We start from the raw sequence: 20,532 nt of genomic DNA on the forward strand, positions 1-20,532 counted from the left end.
TACTTTAGTATATCATTACTTAATTTTAATTTAGCTTTTATGTCGCAAACTTGGTCACAATGTTTAAACACGCTTAGAGACAACATTCCCCTTTCTCAATATAGTGTATGGATACAACCCTTAAAAGCACTTGAAAATAACAATACCTTGTCTTTATTAGCACCCAATTCACAAGTGCTTAACTACATTAATAAACACCTTAAAGCGCAAATCAAAAATGCGGTTGCACAACACAACAAAAATCTAAAAATTTTTATCAGTATTGCATCCAATCAAAATTCACAAAATACCCAACAGCACACCACCCCTTTATTTGAAGACTATACATTTGATAATTTAGTACTGGGCAATGCCAACCAAATGGCCTATGGCGCAACTAAGCAAATTGCTGAAAATATAAAAACCTCGCCCTATAATCCTTTTATTATTTACGGCAGCTCTGGGCTTGGAAAAACACACTTGATGCAGGCGGCTGGACACTTAGCAAAAGAAAAAAATCCAAATATTAAAATAATCTATGTGCCTTTGATGGACTTTGTTAGGAATATTACTTCTAGCCTGAGGCACAACACCATTGAAAATATTAAAACTTTTTACCAGTCTGCTGATTTATTATTAGTCGATGATATCCATTTAATTGCAGGCAAAGAAAAATCTCAAGAAGAATTTTTTCATATTTTCAATTTTTTGTTTAGTGGCAAAAAACAAATTATCTTCACCTGTGACCAGCCACCTAAAAACATTAAATCATTAGAAGACCGCCTAAAAACCCGATTTTCCCAAGGCTTAAACCTGCATTTAACCCCGCCAGAACTAGAAATGCGCGCTGCTATTTTGCTTAAAAAATCACAAAATGAAAGAATTAACATCAACTTAACAGAGGACACCGCTTTGTTTATTGCTGGTCATATTGCTTCTAATGTTAGAGACCTTGAGGGAGCACTTCTTAAGCTCAAAGCTTTTGTTGATTTTTCAAAAATAAATCATGATTTTATTTCTAAAGAAATTGTTGAAGCAGCCTTAGGTGATTTAATTAAACCTCAAATTAAAAATATCGATATTAACGATATACAAAAAGAAGTGGCTAAACATTACGCTTTAACCATCTCTGATTTAAGCTCAAAATCCCGTAAACAACATATGGTACTTGCCAGGCAAATGGCAATATTCATTTGCCATGAACTTAGCTCTCTTTCACTAAGTAAAATTGGAAAACATTTTGGAAATCGAGATCATTCCACGGTTTTACATGCAATTAAAAAAATCAAAGAAAAACACCTAGAAAGCATTGAAATAAAGAATGATTACGAATTAATAAAATTAAAATTAGCCAATTTATAAACATATATACAGCCAACTTATCCAATCAACTGTGAACAACACCAACAACCTAAACACTTTACAAAATTTATGCACATATCCACATTTTTTTACATAAAATACTTAAATGTTATCAACAGACTAAAACTTTATTTTTTAAAGAAAAATAACCATTATTAACATAAAATAACCATACTAATATTAATAATAACTTTTTAATAAAAGGATTTTTTGAATGAACACACAACTCAGCGTTAAAGAACTACTTGAACCCTTGCAAACAGTTATTAGTGTGGTTGAGAAAAAACAAACATTACCTATTCTTTCTCACGTCCTTATCCAACTTAAAGATAATTTACTAACTTTAGCCACAACAGATATGGAAATTGAGATAAGAGTTTCTCAAGTTATAAAAACCCAAGAAGAAGTTTCTTTTACAATTTATGCAAAAGATTTAATTGATATTATCAAAAAATTATCAGAAGATACAATCATCGAATTTATCATTGAAAGTTCTAAAATTTATATCAAAGCTAATAAAAATTCATTTGAACTTAACACCTTTAATCATCAAGATTTCCCATCATTACCAAAAATAGAAAATAGTGATATCATTAAAATTAAACGACACGTTTTAAAAGATTTAATTGAAAATACTAGTTTTTCAATGGGTAACCAAGACATTAGAGCTTACTTAAATGGTTTATATCTTGAAGTTGATAAAAATAGTATCATTGTTGTTGCAACTGATGGGCATCGACTTTCTATTGGCGAAGTAAAACAAATCAATAACTTGCCCAATAAAAAAACAGTTATTTTGCCAAGAAAAGCAGTGCTTGAATTAACCAAGCTACTTAACAAAAATAGACATGAAGATATTAACATTCATTTATCAGATAATTATTTTTATCTTATTAGCGATAACACAACCATTATTAGTCGATTAATTGATGGTAATTTTCCTAATTATTTACAAGTATTACCTACAGATTTTAACAATACTATTATTATTGACCGCCTAGCTTTTTTAAATTCACTACAACAAGCTTCAATTTTTGTTGAAGAACGAACTAAAGGGGTTAAATTAGTATTTAAAAACTCACAACTACATATTTTTTCACATTCTGAAAGAGGACAAGCTAAGACACAAATCAACACCAAAAATTTTGATAAAGAAATTGAAATTGCATTTAATATCCATTACTTAATTTCAATTTTAGAAAAATTACACACCAATGAGATTAATATGGTGATACCTGGTGGAGAAAATCAATCTTGTTTATTAAGTAGTATGAATGATGACATTTATCAATATATTGTTATGCCTATGCGCATTTAGTATTATTGATTTTTATAACTATTATTAATAAACTGCTTATTAATCAGTTTCGCAATCTCAATAATCAATTCATCAACCCTGGTAAAAATATTAATTTATTTATTGCTGATAATGCACAAAGTAAAACTAATTTAATTGAAGCTATTTATTATTTGGGCCATAATCGATCCTTTAAAACCAAAGTTATTAAAGAGTTAATCAATGTAGATCATGATAATTTTCAGCTCAATACCATTACCGACACACATAGAATTAAATTAGAAAAATACAGAAAAAAATCATCGTTAACATCAATCAACAACGATTGAAAAACACCAGTGAATTAGCACAAATACTACCCATGCAAATTATGACACCTGACAAAGGGCTTTATTGTTAATGGCACACCAAAAACAAAAGATCCTATCTTGATTGTGGATGTTTTACGTGAAACTAACTGTTTCAAGTTATTTTAAAAATATTAATTTATTACTTTTAAGTAACAAAGTACAAGAGCTTGACTTTTAGTTTTTAGAAATTGCAAAAAAATCCACTCAAATGAAATATTACCCTTATGGTCCGAATTGTTTAACTCAGTTAAGACTTTTGACTATCAATTTAAATCAGGCTAACCCAAGTATTAACATTGGTTAAATCAGGTACTAATCCAATTGTGCTTATTGATGACATGTCATCTGAATTAAATAAGGAAAAAATTAAAATAATATTACATTATTTAAATACCTTAAATGTGCAAACTTTTGTGACTAATATCCATCATAATTTACCTTTGATTAAGGATGATAGGACAAATATTTTTCATATTAACAAAGGCGTAATCACACCCTCATAATCTGATAATAATTCTTGCTATATCCCTTTAAACATAACAGTATAAACCACAATCAAAACCATAAATAAATAGGATTTATCTGTTTGCATGGTATAATCATTTTATTTATTTCCAGTGCTTATGTCTGAAAAACAACCACAAGAATATCAAGCCTCTAGTATTAAAGTTTTAAAAGGGTTAGATGCGGTTCGAAAGCGTCCTGGTATGTACATTGGTGATACCGATGATGGTACTGGATTACATCACATGGTATTTGAAGTTGTTGATAATGCCATTGACGAAGCTTTAGCTGGACATTGTTCAAAAATTAACATTACTATTCATGAAGATCAATCAATTTCTGTCAGTGATAATGGTCGTGGTATTCCTGTTGATATTCATCCTGAAGAGGGAATATCTGCAGCAGAAGTGATTATGACCGTGCTTCATGCAGGGGGTAAATTTGATGATAATTCTTATAAAGTATCAGGTGGATTGCATGGTGTGGGCGTCTCTGTTGTTAATGCACTGAGTGAATGGGTTGAATTAACTGTGTATCGTAGTGGTGAAATTCATTTTCAGCATTATGATATTGGTGTGCCCAACGAACCCATAAAAGTAATTGGAAAATCAGACAAAACAGGCACAACCATTCATTTCAAACCTAGTGTTGATGTTTTTGCAATAACTGAGTTTAAGTATGATATTTTGGCAAATCGTGTCCGTGAGTTATCGTTCTTGAACTCAGGTGTTCATATTGAAATTGAAGAGTTATCAACCGGTAAGAAAGATCTTTTTAAATATGGAGGTGGTATTAAAGCATTTGTAGAGCATCTTAATAAAGCAAAAAATCCAATTCATAATAATATTATTGCAATCAATGCTCAGCGTGATGGCATTGAAATTGATGTGGCATTGCAATGGTCCGATGCTTATCAGGAAAGTATTTATTGTTTCACCAACAACATTCCACAAAGAGATGGTGGTGCTCACTTAGCTGGTTTTAGAGGCGCATTAACCAGAACACTTAATAATTATATCGATAATTCTGGTATTGCTAAAAAGGAAAAAGCTTCAATTACGGGTGAGGATACTCGTGAAGGTCTAACAGCCATTGTGAGTATTAAAGTACCTGATCCAAAATTTTCATCACAAACTAAAGATAAATTAGTATCAAGTGAAGTGAGAGCACCTGTTGAATCGGCACTGAATGAAAAACTAGGTGATTATTTATTAGAAAACCCAACAGAAGCAAAAATTATTATTGGGAAAATTTTAGATGCTTCACGTGCACGTAATGCAGCCCGAAAAGCAAGAGAAATGACCCGTCGTAAAGGTGTGCTTGATATTGCTGGTTTACCAGGAAAATTAAGCGATTGTCAAACAAAAGATCCTGCTGAAAGTGAAATTTTTCTAGTTGAGGGTGATTCTGCGGGTGGCTCTGCCAAGCAAGGTCGTGATCGTCGTACGCAGGCTATTTTACCTCTTAAGGGAAAAATATTAAATGTTGAGAAAGCGCGCTTTGAAAAAATGTTGTCCTCAGTAGAAGTAGGCACTTTAATTACCGCACTGGGTTGTGGTATTGGTAAAGAAGAGTACGATATTACGAAGTTGCGTTATCATAAAATTGTGATTATGACCGATGCAGATGTAGATGGTGCACACATTCGTACTCTATTATTAACTTTTTTCTATCGTTATTTGCCAGAGTTAATTGAAAATGGATATTTGTATATTGCACAACCACCTTTATACAAAATCAAAAAAGGCAAGCAAGAACGCTATTTAAAAGATGATCAAGAATTAAACGATTATCTATTACAAGAAGCGGTTAATGATGCGTATTTGTTTATTTCAAAAGAAACGCCAGCTATCTCAGGCGTGGCATTAGAATCTTTGGTGAAAGAATATTTTAAAATAAATACTATTATTGATAAATTATCTAAACGCTATAATTTAACTTTACTCAAAGCAATTGCAAGTTCAACACCTGTTGATGATTTAACCAACAAAAAAAATATGAGCACTTGGTGTGTAAATTTGACTGAAAAATTAAATCAGGCTGTAACACCAGCACAAAAACATACGGTTACTTTTAACGCTAATTCTAATGAAGTTGAATATACATTATGCTTATATGGGGTTGATACTGACCATATCATACTAAATTCAGCATTCTTTAATTCTCTTGATTATAAAGCTATTAAAGATTTTTCTCAGAAAATTGAAAGTTTAATTACTCAAAAATCTTATGTTGAAAAGAAAGCCAAACAAGTTAAAGTTTATTGCTTTAGTCATGTGGTTGATTTTTTAATTGAAGATGCTAAAAAAGGTCAAAGTTTCCAAAGATACAAGGGTTTGGGTGAAATGAACCCTGAACAACTTTGGGAAACTACCATGGATCCTGAACAAAGAACCATACTTAAAGTTAAGATTGAAGATGCCATTGTTGCTGATGAAGTTTTCTCCACCCTAATGGGTGATGAGGTCGAGCCTAGAAGAAACTTTATTGAGGACAATGCTCTGTCAGTTAATAACTTAGATTTTTAATAAAAATAAGGAGACAAGTATGTCAAATAAACATCCAGTTATTGTAGTGACAGGCTCATCTGGCGCTGGAACAACCTTTGTTAAACGTGCTTTTGAGCATATTTTTAGAAAAGAAAGTATTAATCCTTTGATTGTTGAAGGGGATAGTTTTCACAAATATGATCGTACCTCAATGAAAGAAAATGTTAAAAAACAAGAGGATTTAGGCAACAATTTCTTTTCTCATTTTGGCCCTGACGCTAATTTATTTGACAAAATCGAACAAACTTTCAAAGATTATGGCGAAACTGGCAAATGTAGTCGTCGTTATTATTTGCACTCTGAGGAAGAGGCTACTAAACACAGCCAATGTCTAAATACCGATTTAAACTCAGGCGAGTTTACCCCTTGGGAAAAAGTAGGTAGTGGTACAGATTTATTATTTTATGAAGGTTTGCATGGCACAGTAGTTACAGACGATGTAGACATGGCACAATATGGTGACTTAAAAATTGGCGTTGTGCCCAGTGTTAATCTTGAATGGATTCAAAAAATTCATCGTGATAATGCAGAAAGAGGTTATTCAGCAGAAGAAACAGTCGATACTATTTTGCGTAGAATGCCAGACTATATTAACTATATTACACCACAATTCTCACAAACAGATATTAATTTTCAACGCGTAGCAACGGTAGATACTTCCAACCCTTTTATTGCCCGAGATATTCCAACACCGGATGAAAGTTTTGTAGTGATTCGCTTTAATAATTTAGACAAAACACCCGTTGATTTTATGTACTTATGTAGTATAATTAACGGTTCGTTTATGTCTAGGCGTAATACAATCGTTGTTCCAGGTGGAAAAATGAGCTTAGCAATGGAAATTATTCTTTATCCAATTATTAAAAAAATGATTGAAAATAAGTAAGTTTTTCTTTTTAAGTAGATGCAAACAACAAGCATCCCTTTAAAGCCCAGTTTTAACCAGTAAATAAAAAACTGGTAAAAACTGGGGTATCATTAGTATTGCTGGCCCTACTACTGGCGGCACAAAAAATAAGCCTGTGAGTATGGTTTGTTTCGGTTTTTGTTTTCATAAAAAATGCACAACCACCACACAATACTTTGATGGTAATAGGCATGAGGTGGTTAAGCAGAGTGTTGCGTTTGTAGTTAGTGCTTTAGAAAAAACAACTGTCAAACAATAAATTATAATATTGTTTTTAAATAAACAACAGGACAACCAAAATGCACGCAATATCAGATCTAAAAAAACAACAAGTTGGATTTAGAATGCCTACTTATTTATTGAATGAGGTTGATGAGGTTGTTAGTAAATATGAAATTAACCGTTCTGAGTTTCTAAACGAAGCCGCCAAAGACTACCTACAAGCAATTAAAAAACAAGAGGTTTATAGCCGTCTTGGCGAGGCATCTGTAATACCCCAAAAAACCACCATTCTAAAGTAGAAAATTCTATAATAAAAAATAAGGAGTTTTCACATGAAAAAATCAAGATATACAGAGTTATAAATAGTCAACATACTCAAACAAAACCAATCAGGCATATCTGTGGCTGATCTATGCCGTGAATACGCAATGTCTCAAGCCACATTTTACAAATGGAGATCTAAATACGGTGATACAGATTTTGTCTCTATGGTTAAACGCTTAAAAGAGCTAGAATCAGAAAATGCTCAATTCAAGCGTATGTATGCTGAGAGTGAGTTGAAACTGCAAATTACAAAGGATGCCTTAGCAAAAAAGTTCTAAAGCCATCCCAGTGGCGTGAGGATGGCTTTAAACATCAATGAACAAAATAAGAACACAAGTATCAAACTTATTTACGAAGTTTGTAGCATTAGTAAAAGCACTTATTATTATCAACCAAAACTCAGTGATGACAATGCTTTAATTGCCGATTGTCTACTGCGCTTAACCGCAACGCACAAGCGTTGGGGTTTTAAACTGTGCTATTTATATCTACGTAATGTTAAAGACTACAAATTTAACCATAAACGAGTGTATCGCATTTACCAAGAACTGGAGCTCAATCTAAGAATCAAGCCAAGAAGAAGAATCAAAAGAGATAAACCCGAAGCACTGAGTGTGCCAACAACTATTAACCAAACTTGGTCAATGGATTTTATGTCAGACTCACTCACTGATGGCAGGCACATTAGAACTTTTAATGTTGTCGATGATTACAATCGGGAAGGCTTGAATATTGATGTGGACTTGTCCATGCCAGCAAGACGAGTTATTCAATCATTAGAACGTTTGATTCAGTGGCGTGGCAAGCCCAAGGCTATCAGATGTGATAATGGTCCTGAATACATTAGCCAAGCATTAAGAGACTGGGTACAAGCCTTAGGTATTGAGTTAATGTACATCCAACCAGGTAAGCCAACTCAAAATGCCTACATTGAGAGATTTAACCGTACAGTAAGACAAGAGTGTTTAGATCTGCATTTGTTTGATTCTGTTGAGCAAGCACAAGATGCAACCACACAGTGGTTATGGGTTTATAATAACGAACGACCGCACTTTGCCCTAGGTGGCGTGATAAGATGACTAGCCTCTACTTTAGAGTTGTATGGAAAATTGGGGTATTACACTCCAAGTTACATAGTGCTGCTCAATCCTTACATGCAAATAATGTTCAGCAGATGATGGAATACAAAGAAGTTACATAGTGCTGCTCAATCCTTACATGCAAATAATGTTCAGCAGATGATGGAATACAAAGAACTGCATATGGACCATTCATCGCGGAACCATTGTAAACTTAGAATTTGTTAGCAAAATATCCAAAAACAAACAGGATAAATTGATGGTTCATCTAGATAATGACACTACATTATCAGTAAGTCGTAACCATATTAACTTATTTAAAAAAAATGTAGCCTTGTATTGCTCAAGGGCTTTTTCTTGCTAAATTTAGCTGCTATATTATTTTATGCCTACCATTTATCAAACAAGTCACACAAAAATATTTGTGTACTGTTGTTTTTCAGACAATAAAACCACCCAAAGGGTGGTTTTATTTAACCTTGCTGCTAGATTAATCTAGCAGTCAATTAGGTGTCTTACTTAGCAATCACTTGATCACGACTGTCAGCAGTTGCGTTAGCTTTAGCATAAGCATAACCTTTAGCATAAGCATCAGCTTGTGCTTTAGCGAATGCATCAGCTTGACCTTTGGCATAAGCGTCAGCAACACCTTTAGCGCTAGCATCAGCAGTACCTGCATATTTGCCATCGGCAGTTGCGCTAGAAACGTTCTTAGTCGTGTTCTTATTATTATAATGGAAACCCCAATCAGAATCGTTGTTCATATCGTTGTTGTTTGAAAAAGGACCCCAGTTGTTAGCGCCGTTGAAAGGACCCATGTTAGAACCACCATTCATTGGACCCCAGTTGTTACCACCTGAAAAAGGACCCCAGTTAGAACCACCATTCATTGGACCAAAGTTAGAACCACTATCAAATGGACCCCAGTTAGAAAGACCATTGCCAGTACCCCAGCCGTTGTTATTATTGCCATAACCGTTGTTGTTATTCCAAAATGCTGATGCAGATGTAGCAGCTACTAAAGTAGCAATTGCAATTATTTTTTTCATATTAATCTCCAAATTAAAAAGTATTAACGCTCTTATTGTTAAGCGGGTTTTTAAGTAATCAGACTTTGTGGTCTTGATGGGGGTATTATATGGTAAATATATTATAAGTCAATGGTATTCTAATATATATTTTAGAAAGTGTCTAGCAAAGCTGATTCAACATAGGATTATCAGAATAATTTAGCATTACTATATTAAAGAATCACGCTGCTTTTAGCAAAGCATACGCTAAACACAGAGCCTTTGCCAAGTTCACTTTTTATATCTAATACACTACCGTGCCTTTGGGCGATGTGTTGAACAATTGCTAATCCAAAGACCAGTTCCACCTTTTTTTGACCTCTAGATCTGCCCTTATCAATACGATAAAAACGTTCAGTTAGTCGTGTTAAGTGCCTTGCAGGAATGCCAGAACCGTAATCTTGAACCTCAAAACACGCCCCGCCTTCTAGCCCTTGACGCCAGCTAATATAATTTTAGTGCCATCTGGTGTGTGTCGTTTTGCATTAAATATCAAATTAGAACAAGGACTAATAATTTCAGTTTCAATGCCAAATACTTGGCGCCTTTGATGATATTTTGGTAATCATTAAACCATCTTCACTGTTACAAATATGATTAATGACCTTTTCCATGTTAATCCCTACACTTGCTTCACGAGTTAACCTGGTGCTTTCCAAGCGTAAAAGCGTTAAAAGATCTTCAATGATATTGCCCATTCTTTCTGATTGCTCATAAGATGACTGCACAGCTTTAAATAGTGACTCTGGCAAAAGATGGCTGTCTTGCATCATCTCCAAGTAGCCTGAAATAACTGTTAGTGGCATGCGTAATTCATGTGATGCATTAGAAATAAAGCTTTTACGCATATCTAAAATTTGAGCTCTCTCGCTAATATCTCGTGCAATTAATAATTTTAAATCAGCATTAATGACAATAACTCTTAACGATAGTTTAATGGCTGAATTTTTTGGTGATTCAATTTCAACCTCATGATTACTTTGTGTTGTAAGTAGTTTATGCAGCTCAGAAGAGCGAATTAAATCATCAATACACTGTCCGCGATCAACTTTCATGCTAATGCCTAATAATTGACCAGATAACTTGTTAGTCCAATCAATTTCATTGTTGCCATTGAGCACAACAGTGGCATATGGTAGTCCTTTTACGATGCTTTGGGAGCGTTTTAGCAGGGCATTCATGCGCCTTTTTCGCTCATTACTTTTGTTCTTGGTTTGCTGTACTTGGGCGTTAATTTTCTCCCAAACTCCGTTGCTGTCTGGTACCTTAGCTTGCTCTGTGCCGTTAGCCATCCGCCAATAAAACTGTTGAAGTTTAAAATGAATCCAAATCACGTAGCCTGCTAAACTCACTGCCAGGCTTACCACTCACCCATGCATTAGTCAATAAACCGCCCAGCACTGCTATGAATAATACAAGTGCAGTACGCCATTTTTCTGCATGTCTTATAAAAGGCTTCATAGCATTATCTCTAGTTGAAACGACAGCCTATGCTTCTTACGGTTTGAACACACGATTCTAGCTGGTAACGCTTTAAAATTTTTCTCAATCTCAAAATATGAACATCAATTGTTCTTTCATCAATCACTGTTAATTTACCCCAAACCTCATCAAGTAACTGCGATCTACTAAAAACTCTGCCTTTATTTTTCATTAAAAAATAAAGCAGGCGGAATTCTGTCGCACCAATTTCTACTGTGTCGCCCCTAATTTATAACAAATGCTGGGTGAGGTTGATCGAAATTTCCTGAATGGTTAATTGCCCATCATTATCCAGCCCTTGAAAACGACGTAATAAAGAGTGAATGCGTGCATTTAGCTCTTTTAACAAAACCAGCTTGGTCATATAATCATCAGCGCCCACATTAAGTCCTTTAACTTTGTCAGACTCTTGTGCTTTAGCAGTTAGCATGATGATAGGTATAAAGTCCAACCTGAATAACCAACAATCTATTGATACAACAATACAAAACACCATTTTTCATTGGCAAAAATTGCAACTTTTTGGTAAAATAGACCCCAATTCCTTGCAAATATTTTGTCAAAAATGAAGCCTAAAAATACCCTCATACCTCAAGATGATTTGTTTAAAAATCGACTTGAAAATATGATTGATACTAAACACAAATTAGTTGCTCTATCAAAGCTAATTGATTGACAAAGCTTTGACAAAGCTTTGATCAAGACTGGGGCAGTTGTTTCTCTCAGACCAAGGTGCGCCAGCCATACCAACAAGAATGATTGCAGGGTTGCATTACCTTAAGCACCTTTATGATTTATCTGATGAACAAGTTGTTGAACGTTGGGTTGAGAATCCGTACTGGCAGTACTTTACTGGTGAACATTTCTTCTTACACATTCTGCCCATCCATCCAACGTCAATGACCAAATAGCGTAATCTCCTTGGCAAAGACGGTGTTGAAAAGCTATTAGTGGAAACCATCAATACTGGACTTAAAAGCAAAACCATCAAACCAAGCAGTTTGACAAAAGTAACGGTTGATAGTACTGTACAAGAGAAGAATATCACCTTCCCAACCGACTCAAAGTTGTTTAACAAAGCTAGAATAAATTTAGTCAAAGTCGCCAAAGCACACAACATCAATCTCAGACAAAATTATAATCGAAAATGCAAAACCTATGCCTTAATGGCAGGACGCTATGCGCACGCTAAGCAATTCAAAAGAATGCGGGCAATGAATAAGAAATTAAAGAGCAGACTGGGTAGAATTGTTCGAGACATTGAACGCCAATTACCAGTAGACAATCCATTGCTTTTATACATGCCCACTCTAAGAACCCAACCAAGAATCCAGTCGCAAACACCTCAGGCATTACAACAAATTCTTCTGACTCTGGGTAGAGGGCTGGAACTGTCTTTGAGTTTGGCACAACAAACTTGTGCTCGTATATTCCAATTGGCTCTTACATCGCCATATTCCAACGCTTTTTTATACCAGTATATTGCTTTTTGTTTATTTTGATCAAGATCAGTTTTGTCTCTAACAGAACAATGATCTACAGAAATACCATAATCATACATTCTCGCTAATTTAACTGTTGCCAACAGATCTTTTTGGTTTATTGAATGCCATTCATATAAATTTCTAGCCTGTTTCGCATGACAACTACGCATTGCCGCATCTCCTGGAGTTTGGCTGATACACGATGATAGTGCTGTTGTAAAAAATAATAAACTTATTATTTTGTACATTATGAACTCCTAACTATTATTATAAGAACATATTTCCTTATATTGCGATCAAAATAAAGCTATGTAAAAAATGATGTTTCCAGCCGTTATAAAAAATAAAAGGTCGAGATAACTTTTTACTTAATATGTGACATTAAGAATATAAAACATATTTGTACAACTCAATTTAGACTTCACGTATTAGTAACAGATGAATCTTGTTATTTGGTGAGTGCATGATTTAAGAGATTGAGTGGTTATTTTTCAATACGACAAAGCAAATCAAACTCACAATAGTCACAGGCATTTTTGTTGGGTAAGACAGTGGCGATGCCATGTTGAAAATCAAGACTAGCGGTATTTAAGGTTTGCTGCCAGATTTTAAGCTGCTCGTCCCAATCTTGGCATTTGCCTTTGTATTTGGATTGTTTGGGTAGAGAGTCTGGGTCTTTTGAGAGTCCTTTGAAGTTGATTTTGTTTGAGGCCAGTTCAATAAAAGCAGCGCCTTGAACGTTGTTGGTGAGAGCATAAATAGGGAGTTGTGGATCACTGATGGCGCTGCCACACCAGCTGGCGATTGAGGTGGTGCCTGTTTTGTAATCAAAGATTATTTTGTCGCCATTATTCATTTGGTCGAGTCTATCTAATCGGGTTTCAAATTCTAAATTGGCAATATTGGCAGTGATGTTTTGTTCGGTTGCTAGTATGCAAAAATCTTCTCTTTGTTTGTCGGTTTCAATAAAAGTGTGAATAAGGCGAGAGAGCCTGAGTTTTTCTATTTTTTTAAAACCAGAGTTTGGATGGCGTTTGAGAGCGACGTTTATTTTATTAAGAATAAGGCTGTCAAGTTCTTTGGTGCTAAGGGCTAGGAGTTGTTCTTTTGAGGTAATTTCTTGATAAATATATTGCAAGGCGTTGTGGATAATACTGCCTTGTTCTAATCGGTTGATGCCAATATGTGGCGCATCGAAACTTGGGGTATTGAGTCGATGTGCAAAGCCTTTAAAAGCGCAAGCCATTTGGTCTTTTAAAATGCGAACACCTGATTTGATTTGGGGTTTTTCTAAATGAGTTGTGCGGGTATCAATAATAGACTCTAGCGCAATGGGGGATATTTTTTGAATATGGCTTGTGTTTATGGCTGGGTTAAATTCTATCAGTGGTGAGGGTAATTGCTCATTTTCAAGGTGTGTTAGTGCATAGGAAAAAACGACTTTGTCGGCAAGTGAGCTTAAACTTTTCAGTGTGTTTTTAGCGTCAGTTGCAATCAGTTCGTAATCTGTGTGTGGGATTTGGTGTGTTACGCTGATATCATGTGCAATAAAACGAGTTGAGTTGAGTCGCGCGGGTAGGAATTGGTTGGTCATACCTAGTACCCAAGCCTCGTAAAAATATAAGCCTTGTGCCTCTAAAGCACCTAGAATTTGGATATTAGTTTTACTTGCTTGCGCTTGGAAAATAACTTGCGTGGTTAGATTGTTTAATTGAGCGATGGCAGATTGGGTACTAACTTTAGCGTGATAAAGTGAAAGCCGATTAAGCCCTAAACTGGTTTTTAAGTATTTTTTAAATAGTTGATATTCGGTACTGCTTAGGTTTCTATCAGTAGCAAACCCCCAAGTTTCAAGTGTGCTATTAAAGCTTAAAAGATGGGATTCAAGTGTGTTATTGCTTGGTTTTTTACGCTTAATATTGTTGATAATAGCCTCTAATATTGGGCATTTTGACAAAGCCTTGTCAATTTTATCCAAACTAAATTCATCAACAGATAAGGACAGAACTTGGTTCATTAATAGGCTTCTGGCTGATCTTTCTTGCTGGTAGCCAGAAACATAAACGCAAGTGGCAATTTGGTTGAATAATGCGCTTTGGATTTTGTTGTATTGTAATTGGGTGGATAGTGTCAAAATTGATAATAAATCTTGAATCAGCGGGTATTGATTTAAGCGCAGCCCTAAGGATATGTTGTAAGATTTTTGCCCAATTTCAGTGAGTAAGTTGTCAAACACTTGATCAAAAATAGAACTTAACTGATGTTGTATATCATTAAGTTGTGGGCTAACGATGACGACTGATTTATCAGGATTGGTATCAAAATGTGCTTTTGCCCATTTAGCAGCTTTGAGGATTTCGCTTGTGGTGGTATCAAAAGTGAGGGCTGATATATGGTGAGTGTTGTTAGCGTTAATTTGTTGATATCCGATTGTATCAAACAAAAGTTGTTGTTGAGGTGTTAGGGTTTTAAAGCCGTATATATAAGGCTTGGTGATTGATACATTGGCTTTAATAATTAAACTTGGCAGGTCATGTAAATCAATCAAACTTAGGGCTGATTTGGTGTTTTTATAGGCATTAACCCAAGTGCTAAACAATTCAGATGAGCGTATTTTTGAGCAAGTTAACTCGGATAAATCAATTAAATGATTGGCACAATAATCATTATTTTTAACCACTTCATCCAATAGGCGTTGGTCTGTGCTTTGCCCCAGTTTTTGCATGGATTGTTTGATAAGGTGTCTTGATTCAATCTGGTCAATAAAGCGTAAGTTTGAATTAGGGTTAATTTGGCGCCAAGTGTGGTATAAATATTGCCCCCAAGATAAGGCTTTTGGCAGTTGGGTATTGCCATGTTGAATGGCAAAAGTTTTTTTAAAAGCTAGTACTTGTCGATTATTGGCTAAAACAACGGTGTCTTGAGTGTTAAGTTTGGTTAACTCGGCATTAATCAACATAGCCAAAAAAGGTGTCTAATCGAGTCCATAATGTTTCTAAGCCCTGTTTTTTTAGGCTAGAGAATAATTGCACATCAACATAAGGATACTTTTTAATTTGATTACGGACTTTAAGGTAGGTGTTGCTGGCGGCGCCTTTTTTGAGTTTGTCGGATTTGGTGAGTATGATTTGTGCGGGTAAATTAATACTATGACACCAGTCAAGCATCATTTGGTCAAAAGGCTTGAGTGGATGGCGAACATCCATAACCAGCACGGCACCGCGAAGGCAGTCGCGCTTGTTAAAGTATTCATTCATATCTTCGTGCCATTTGGCTTTGACACGTTCTGGCACTTTGGCGTAGCCATAGCCAGGCAAATCAACCAGACGACGGTCTTTGTCAAGCTCAAAGAAAACCAAATGTTGAGTCCTACCAGGCGTGCGCGATACTTTGGCAAGTTTGTTTTGTAGCGTGAGTGTATTAATGGCACTTGACTTGCCTGCATTTGACCGACCAGCAAAAATAACCTCATAGCCTTCGTCTGGCGGACAGCCTTTTAAAGAGGGGCAAGAGAGCATGAATTTAGTTTGGTGGTAGTGTTTGCGCATTGTTAAAACGGTGTATAATCGAAAATTCGTGATCATTTATTGATCATTAATTTTAATGATAAAGAGAGAGAGTAATGAAGAGAATTTTATTAGTAGCAACTGTCGCTACATTTACAATGGGTTTTGCTCAAGCAAATGGCGCATCAGATTATGCTAGCGGTGGCTGTGCTAGTTGTCATGGCGCCACAGGTGTATCAGTCTTTCCAACTTATCCTAACCTTGCTGGACAAAATGCGGCTTATACCGTTAAGCAACTAAAAGATTTTCAATCAGGCGTACGTCAAGACCCAACTATGAATGCAATAGCACCAATAGTTGCTGGCCATGAGCAGGCAATTGCTGATTATTTATCCCAGCAATAAAAAAACCACCCTTCATTTCACTATTTTAGTAGACCAAGGTTAATGTATGATGTTGACTTTTTTTTTCAAAAAACGCATATATTATGAATAAATTAGCCTCAATTTTTATTATTGCAATCGCTTTTACTTCAATCAATATTTTTGCATCTGGCGATGTTGCCAAAGGCAAGGTTACTGCAACAACTTGTGTTGCTTGTCATGGTGTTCAGGGTAATTCAGTGGTGGCTACATTTCCTAAATTAGCCGGGCAGGGCAAAGGTTATTTACTAAAACAGTTACAAGATTTTAAATCAAATACTCGTCAAGATGCGATTATGAAAGGCATTGTTGCACCATTAACCAAGGACGATATGGCGAATTTAGCCGCTTATTTTTCTAAGCAGCCTACCACCCAAGGTGTTGCAAGTAAAAGTGCCAATATTGCTTTGGGTGAGCACCTTTATAGAGGTGGCAATAAGGACAAAGGCGTAACGGCTTGTATTGCTTGTCATGGTCCTACAGGAGCTGGCATTCCTTCTGCTAAGTTTCCAGCTCTAGCTTCTCAGCACGCGACTTATATAACCAAACAACTCATCGCTTTCCGCCAAGATGCGCATAATGTACAAATGGGTGTCAATGCGCCTGAACGTAATAATGATTATGAAGGCATGATGAGAAACATCACTAAACATTTAAGCAATAAAGAGATTGAAGCGGTTTCTCAATATATTGCTGGACTGCATTAAATTAAAAGATGAGTCAAGGCTGAACAGCCTTAATTAATACAAAAGGCGGTTATACTGCCTTTTTTATTTACCTGTGTTTTAGGTATAATTGGCTCTTTTTTCAAGTATAAAAACGGATTTGAACGCAATGAAAACTTCACTAGAAACATTAAAAGGCCTGGCTAGATCATTAAAAGTAGACCTGCCTATTGATACTTTTAACCAAAAAACGGATAAAATTTTACAAAAAATGGCATCGCAAGTGAATATTGACGGCTTTAGAAAGGGCAAAGTTCCTGTTTCTGTTGTGCGTAAACGCTTTGGTGGCAATGCCAAGTCAGATGCCATTAATGAGATTGTGAGCGAAACCTTGACTGATGCATTAGCACAAGTCAAAGTAACGCCTGTTGCGCAGCCAGTTATCAGCAAAGTTGACTCAGAAGATGAGAAGAATTTTTCTTATACAGTAACGTTTGAAGTGTTTCCTGAGATTAAAGTGGCTGATTTTTCAAAGCTTACTATTGGGCAAACCAAGGTAGAGATTACTAAAGCTGATGAGCAAAAAACACTGAATGGATTAAAAGAACAATTGACCGAATATAAAGCTGTTAAACGCAAATCTGAAACAGGCGATAGATTGTCGATTGATTTTAAAGGTTCGACTGATGGAGAAACCTTTGATGGCGGTGAAGCTAAAGACTTCAAAATAGTACTTGGTAAAGGCTCAATGATTAAAGGTTTTGAAGAAGGTTTAATGGGCGCAACTGCTAACAGTGCGCTGGCATTGGACTTGGTATTCCCTAAAGATTATCATATGGATAAATTATCAGGCAAAGCCGTTACTTTTGAGATTAATATTAATGAAGTGGCCTCACCCAAAGAGCCAAAGTTAGATGAAGCATTTGCTAAGAAGTTTGGCGAAAAAAACATGGACGCTTTAAAAGTGAGTATGAAGGTACAAATGAAGGTTGAAATTGATGGCCGTACTAGCCATTTAAATAAAAATGCTATTTTTGATGCACTTTCTGAAGCCAATCAATTTGACGTGCCACAGTCTAGCATCGACAATGAAGCACAAAACTTACTCAAAGAGATGAAAGAGCGTATGCAACAGCAAGGTTTGCCAGCACAAGGCGAAATTCCTGCTTCTACCTTTAATGATGAAGCGCAGCGTCGTGTTAAATTAGGCTTGTTGGTTAATCAAATCTCTAGTGAGAACAAATTAAGTGTCAACATGAAACAAATTGATGCAAAGCTACAAGAAATGTCTCAGGCGTATGGTGAAGATGCTCAGAAAATGATTGATTTTTACAACCAAGACCCAACAAGAAAATCAAGTATTGAGTTGTTAGTGGTCGAAAAAATGGTTCAAGACTTAATCTTGGATAAAGCCAAAGTGACTTTCAAGCAGAAAAAATTTCAAGAAATTACACAGTAGCTAAATGGACATTGAAAATTTAAATCAAATCCCGATGGTGGTGGAGCAATCTGCCCGAGGTGAAAGAGCTTATGATATTTATTCGCGTCTTTTAAAAGAGCGTATTATTTTTTTAGTGGGTCCCGTTGAAGACTACATGGCAAATGTAGTCGTGGCGCAATTACTTTTTTTAGAATCTGAAAATCCTAATAAAGACATTCATTTATATATTAACTCTCCTGGTGGGTCGGTTTCTGCTGGTTTGGCGATTTATGATACCATGCAATTTATCAAGCCTGATGTGTCTACCTTGTGTATTGGTCAAGCGGCAAGTATGGGCGCTTTATTATTAACAGCAGGGGCTAAAGGCAAACGCTTTGCACTGCCTAATGTTCGGTGTATGATTCACCAGCCTTTGGGTGGGTTTTCTGGTCAGGCGAGTGATATTGATATCCATGCACAAGAAATTTTAAAAGTGAGAGAAAAGATCAATCAAATTTTAAAACTGCATACGGGTCAAACAATTAAAGCCATCCAAAAAGACACTGATAGAGATAATTTTATGTCAGCAAATGAAGCTGCCAAATACGGCTTAATTGACAAAGTATTGACAAAACGTTAAATTTATGAAAGACGATATTCAAGAATTGGTTTGTTCATTTTGTGGCAAGGGTAAATCTGAGGTTGAGCGTTTAATTAAAGGTCCTGGTGTTTATATTTGCAATGAATGTATTGAATCGTGCCATGATTTAATTGAAGAGCAGGCATCACAAGAAGAGGCTAATGAGTTTGAGGATTGGAATTACACACCCAAACAATTAAACAACTTTTTAAACGATTATGTGATTGGTCAAGACCATGCCAAGAAAGTGCTATCTGTTGCAGTTTACAATCATTACAAACGCCTTCAAAGTGACTATGTATCTAATAAAGTAGAACTAGATAAGTCTAATATTTTAATGATTGGTCCTACAGGCTCAGGCAAAACATTACTAGCACAAACATTAGCACGCATCTTAGATGTTCCTTTCACAGTGGCTGATGCAACGACATTAACTGAGGCAGGTTATGTGGGTGATGACGTTGAAAATGTGATTAAAAATTTATTATCAAAATGTGATTTTGATCCAAAACGTGCTCAACGCGGTATTATTTTTATTGATGAAATTGATAAAATTTCTCGTCGTTCTGACTCGCCTTCTATTACTCGTGACGTCTCAGGCGAGGGTGTACAGCAAGCCATGCTTAAACTGATTGAAGGCACTGTGGCAAGTGTACCACCTCAAGGTGGGCGTAAGCATCCTAATCAAGAAACCATTGATGTGGACACTTCAAAGATTTTATTTATTTGTGGTGGTGCTTTTGATGGTTTGGATAAAATTATTAACAGACGTGTTGAAAAAGTGACAGGCATTGGTTTTGCTGCGAATGTAAAAGACCAAAAAGAAGAAAAAACACTGAGCGATTTATTTGCACTAATTCAACCAGAAGATTTAATTAAATTTGGCTTAATTCCAGAGCTTGTTGGTCGTTTGCCAGTACAAACAGCACTAGGTGAATTAGACGAAACTGCCTTGGTGCAAATTTTAACACAGCCTAAAAATTCAGTTATTAAACAGTTTCAAGAAATATTTTCTATGGAAGATGTTAAGCTTATTTTTAGAAAGCCATCCTTGCTGGCAATTGCAAAATTGGCCATTAAACGCAAAACAGGCGCTAGGGGCTTGCGTTCTATTTTAGAAGATTTGTTATTAGATACGATGTTTGAATTGCCATCACTTTCTGATGTGACCGAGGTGGTTATTGACAAAGCAGTGGTAGAAAAGAAAAAAGCACCACTGATTGCCTATCAATCCCAAAAACGTCCCAACAAGCCTAAAAGAGTTGGCTAA

General features: G+C 35.6%; 22 protein-coding genes and 2 pseudogenes. 15 read left to right on the plus strand and 9 right to left on the minus strand.

Annotation, left to right across the window (positions count from 1 at the left end; genetic code table 11):
• Nucleotides 1–39 precede the first annotated feature (39 nt).
• The 9 genes and pseudogenes from dnaA (at nt 40) to CVFO_RS09300 (ending at nt 8,937) form a co-directional block, all read left to right on the plus strand.
• The gene (dnaA, locus tag CVFO_RS00005) at nt 40–1,341 is read left to right on the plus strand and encodes a chromosomal replication initiator protein DnaA (protein WP_201339589.1); all 1,302 of its coding nucleotides are present in this window, start codon (nt 40–42) and stop codon (nt 1,339–1,341) included.
• A gap of 214 nt (nt 1,342–1,555) precedes the next feature.
• Nucleotides 1,556–2,659 carry a DNA polymerase III subunit beta gene (gene dnaN, locus CVFO_RS00010; protein ID WP_201339590.1) on the plus strand — a complete coding sequence of 368 codons (1,104 nt, stop codon included), beginning with the start codon at nt 1,556–1,558 and terminating at the stop codon, nt 2,657–2,659.
• A 5-nt stretch (nt 2,660–2,664) separates the two neighbouring features.
• Nucleotides 2,665–2,967, plus strand: a complete 303-nt coding sequence (locus CVFO_RS00015; protein WP_201339591.1) for a DNA replication/repair protein RecF — start codon at nt 2,665–2,667, stop codon at nt 2,965–2,967.
• Between the two features lie 644 nt (nt 2,968–3,611).
• Complete coding sequence (gyrB, locus tag CVFO_RS00025; RefSeq protein ID WP_201339593.1) at nt 3,612–6,020, plus strand: DNA topoisomerase (ATP-hydrolyzing) subunit B; 2,409 nt, start codon at nt 3,612–3,614, stop codon at nt 6,018–6,020.
• 19 nt (nt 6,021–6,039) lie between these two features.
• A complete protein-coding gene (locus CVFO_RS00030) occupies nt 6,040–6,927 on the plus strand; it encodes a phosphoribulokinase (RefSeq protein ID WP_201339594.1) in 888 nt (295 codons plus the stop codon).
• 97 nt (nt 6,928–7,024) lie between these two features.
• Entirely contained in the window at nt 7,025–7,207 is a 183-nt protein-coding gene (locus CVFO_RS00035; RefSeq protein WP_225879370.1) for a CinA family protein, read from the plus strand.
• Nucleotides 7,208–7,247: 40 nt separating this feature from the next.
• Entirely contained in the window at nt 7,248–7,469 is a 222-nt protein-coding gene (locus CVFO_RS00040; protein ID WP_201339595.1) for a ribbon-helix-helix domain-containing protein, read from the plus strand.
• Between the two features lie 63 nt (nt 7,470–7,532).
• Nucleotides 7,533–8,573, plus strand: a pseudogene (locus CVFO_RS00045) (IS3 family transposase).
• Between the two features lie 190 nt (nt 8,574–8,763).
• The gene (locus CVFO_RS09300; RefSeq protein ID WP_225879371.1) at nt 8,764–8,937 is read left to right on the plus strand and encodes a LytTR family transcriptional regulator DNA-binding domain-containing protein; all 174 of its coding nucleotides are present in this window, start codon (nt 8,764–8,766) and stop codon (nt 8,935–8,937) included.
• A 151-nt stretch (nt 8,938–9,088) separates the two neighbouring features.
• Here the strand turns inward: CVFO_RS09300 and CVFO_RS00055 are convergent, their stop codons facing one another.
• The 6 genes from CVFO_RS00055 to CVFO_RS00080 form a co-directional block, all read right to left on the minus strand.
• Nucleotides 9,089–9,622 (minus strand): hypothetical protein, encoded by a 534-nt coding sequence (locus CVFO_RS00055; RefSeq protein ID WP_201338976.1) that lies wholly within the window; start codon nt 9,620–9,622, stop codon nt 9,089–9,091.
• 194 nt (nt 9,623–9,816) lie between these two features.
• Complete coding sequence (locus CVFO_RS09305) at nt 9,817–10,092, minus strand: ATP-binding protein (RefSeq protein ID WP_201340350.1); 276 nt, start codon at nt 10,090–10,092, stop codon at nt 9,817–9,819.
• A 75-nt stretch (nt 10,093–10,167) separates the two neighbouring features.
• A complete protein-coding gene (locus CVFO_RS00065; RefSeq protein ID WP_201339596.1) occupies nt 10,168–10,935 on the minus strand; it encodes a histidine kinase dimerization/phospho-acceptor domain-containing protein in 768 nt (255 codons plus the stop codon).
• Nucleotides 10,936–10,957: 22 nt separating this feature from the next.
• Entirely contained in the window at nt 10,958–11,104 is a 147-nt protein-coding gene (locus CVFO_RS00070) for a hypothetical protein (RefSeq protein ID WP_201339597.1), read from the minus strand.
• 10 nt (nt 11,105–11,114) lie between these two features.
• Nucleotides 11,115–11,354, minus strand: a complete 240-nt coding sequence (locus tag CVFO_RS09310) for a winged helix-turn-helix domain-containing protein (RefSeq protein WP_201340358.1) — start codon at nt 11,352–11,354, stop codon at nt 11,115–11,117.
• Nucleotides 11,355–11,576, minus strand: coding sequence for a response regulator (locus CVFO_RS00080; protein WP_201339598.1), 222 nt, complete (start codon nt 11,574–11,576; stop codon nt 11,355–11,357).
• A gap of 262 nt (nt 11,577–11,838) precedes the next feature.
• On the opposite strand from CVFO_RS00080, the gene CVFO_RS00085 reads away from it, so the two are divergent.
• Nucleotides 11,839–12,036, plus strand: a complete 198-nt coding sequence (locus CVFO_RS00085) for a transposase (protein WP_201339599.1) — start codon at nt 11,839–11,841, stop codon at nt 12,034–12,036.
• 373 nt (nt 12,037–12,409) lie between these two features.
• Here the strand turns inward: CVFO_RS00085 and CVFO_RS09315 are convergent.
• From CVFO_RS09315 to yihA, 3 genes and pseudogenes are all read right to left on the minus strand, one after another.
• Nucleotides 12,410–12,562 (minus strand): annotated as a pseudogene (locus CVFO_RS09315) (thioesterase family protein); the annotation flags it as partial.
• 531 nt (nt 12,563–13,093) lie between these two features.
• On the minus strand, nt 13,094–15,568 hold the full coding sequence (locus CVFO_RS00095) for a PD-(D/E)XK nuclease family protein (RefSeq protein ID WP_201339601.1): 2,475 nt from the start codon (nt 15,566–15,568) through the stop codon (nt 13,094–13,096).
• Nucleotides 15,558–16,157, minus strand: coding sequence for a ribosome biogenesis GTP-binding protein YihA/YsxC (gene yihA / locus CVFO_RS00100; protein ID WP_201339602.1), 600 nt, complete (start codon nt 16,155–16,157; stop codon nt 15,558–15,560). The genes CVFO_RS00095 and yihA overlap by 11 nt, the downstream gene beginning before the upstream one ends.
• A gap of 74 nt (nt 16,158–16,231) precedes the next feature.
• Here yihA and CVFO_RS00105 point away from each other — a divergent pair, with 74 nt between their 5' ends.
• From CVFO_RS00105 to clpX, 5 genes are all read left to right on the plus strand, one after another.
• Complete coding sequence (locus CVFO_RS00105) at nt 16,232–16,519, plus strand: c-type cytochrome (protein WP_201339603.1); 288 nt, start codon at nt 16,232–16,234, stop codon at nt 16,517–16,519.
• 83 nt (nt 16,520–16,602) lie between these two features.
• Entirely contained in the window at nt 16,603–17,244 is a 642-nt protein-coding gene (locus CVFO_RS00110) for a c-type cytochrome (protein ID WP_201339604.1), read from the plus strand.
• A 127-nt stretch (nt 17,245–17,371) separates the two neighbouring features.
• On the plus strand, nt 17,372–18,661 hold the full coding sequence (tig, locus tag CVFO_RS00115) for a trigger factor (RefSeq protein ID WP_201339605.1): 1,290 nt from the start codon (nt 17,372–17,374) through the stop codon (nt 18,659–18,661).
• 4 nt (nt 18,662–18,665) lie between these two features.
• Nucleotides 18,666–19,262 carry an ATP-dependent Clp endopeptidase proteolytic subunit ClpP gene (gene clpP, locus CVFO_RS00120; protein ID WP_201339606.1) on the plus strand — a complete coding sequence of 199 codons (597 nt, stop codon included), beginning with the start codon at nt 18,666–18,668 and terminating at the stop codon, nt 19,260–19,262.
• A gap of 4 nt (nt 19,263–19,266) precedes the next feature.
• The gene (gene clpX, locus CVFO_RS00125; protein WP_201339607.1) at nt 19,267–20,532 is read left to right on the plus strand and encodes an ATP-dependent Clp protease ATP-binding subunit ClpX; all 1,266 of its coding nucleotides are present in this window, start codon (nt 19,267–19,269) and stop codon (nt 20,530–20,532) included.

This window comes from Isorropodon fossajaponicum endosymbiont JTNG4 (genome assembly GCF_016592615.1).
Taxonomy (GTDB): domain Bacteria; phylum Pseudomonadota; class Gammaproteobacteria; order PS1; family Pseudothioglobaceae; genus Ruthia.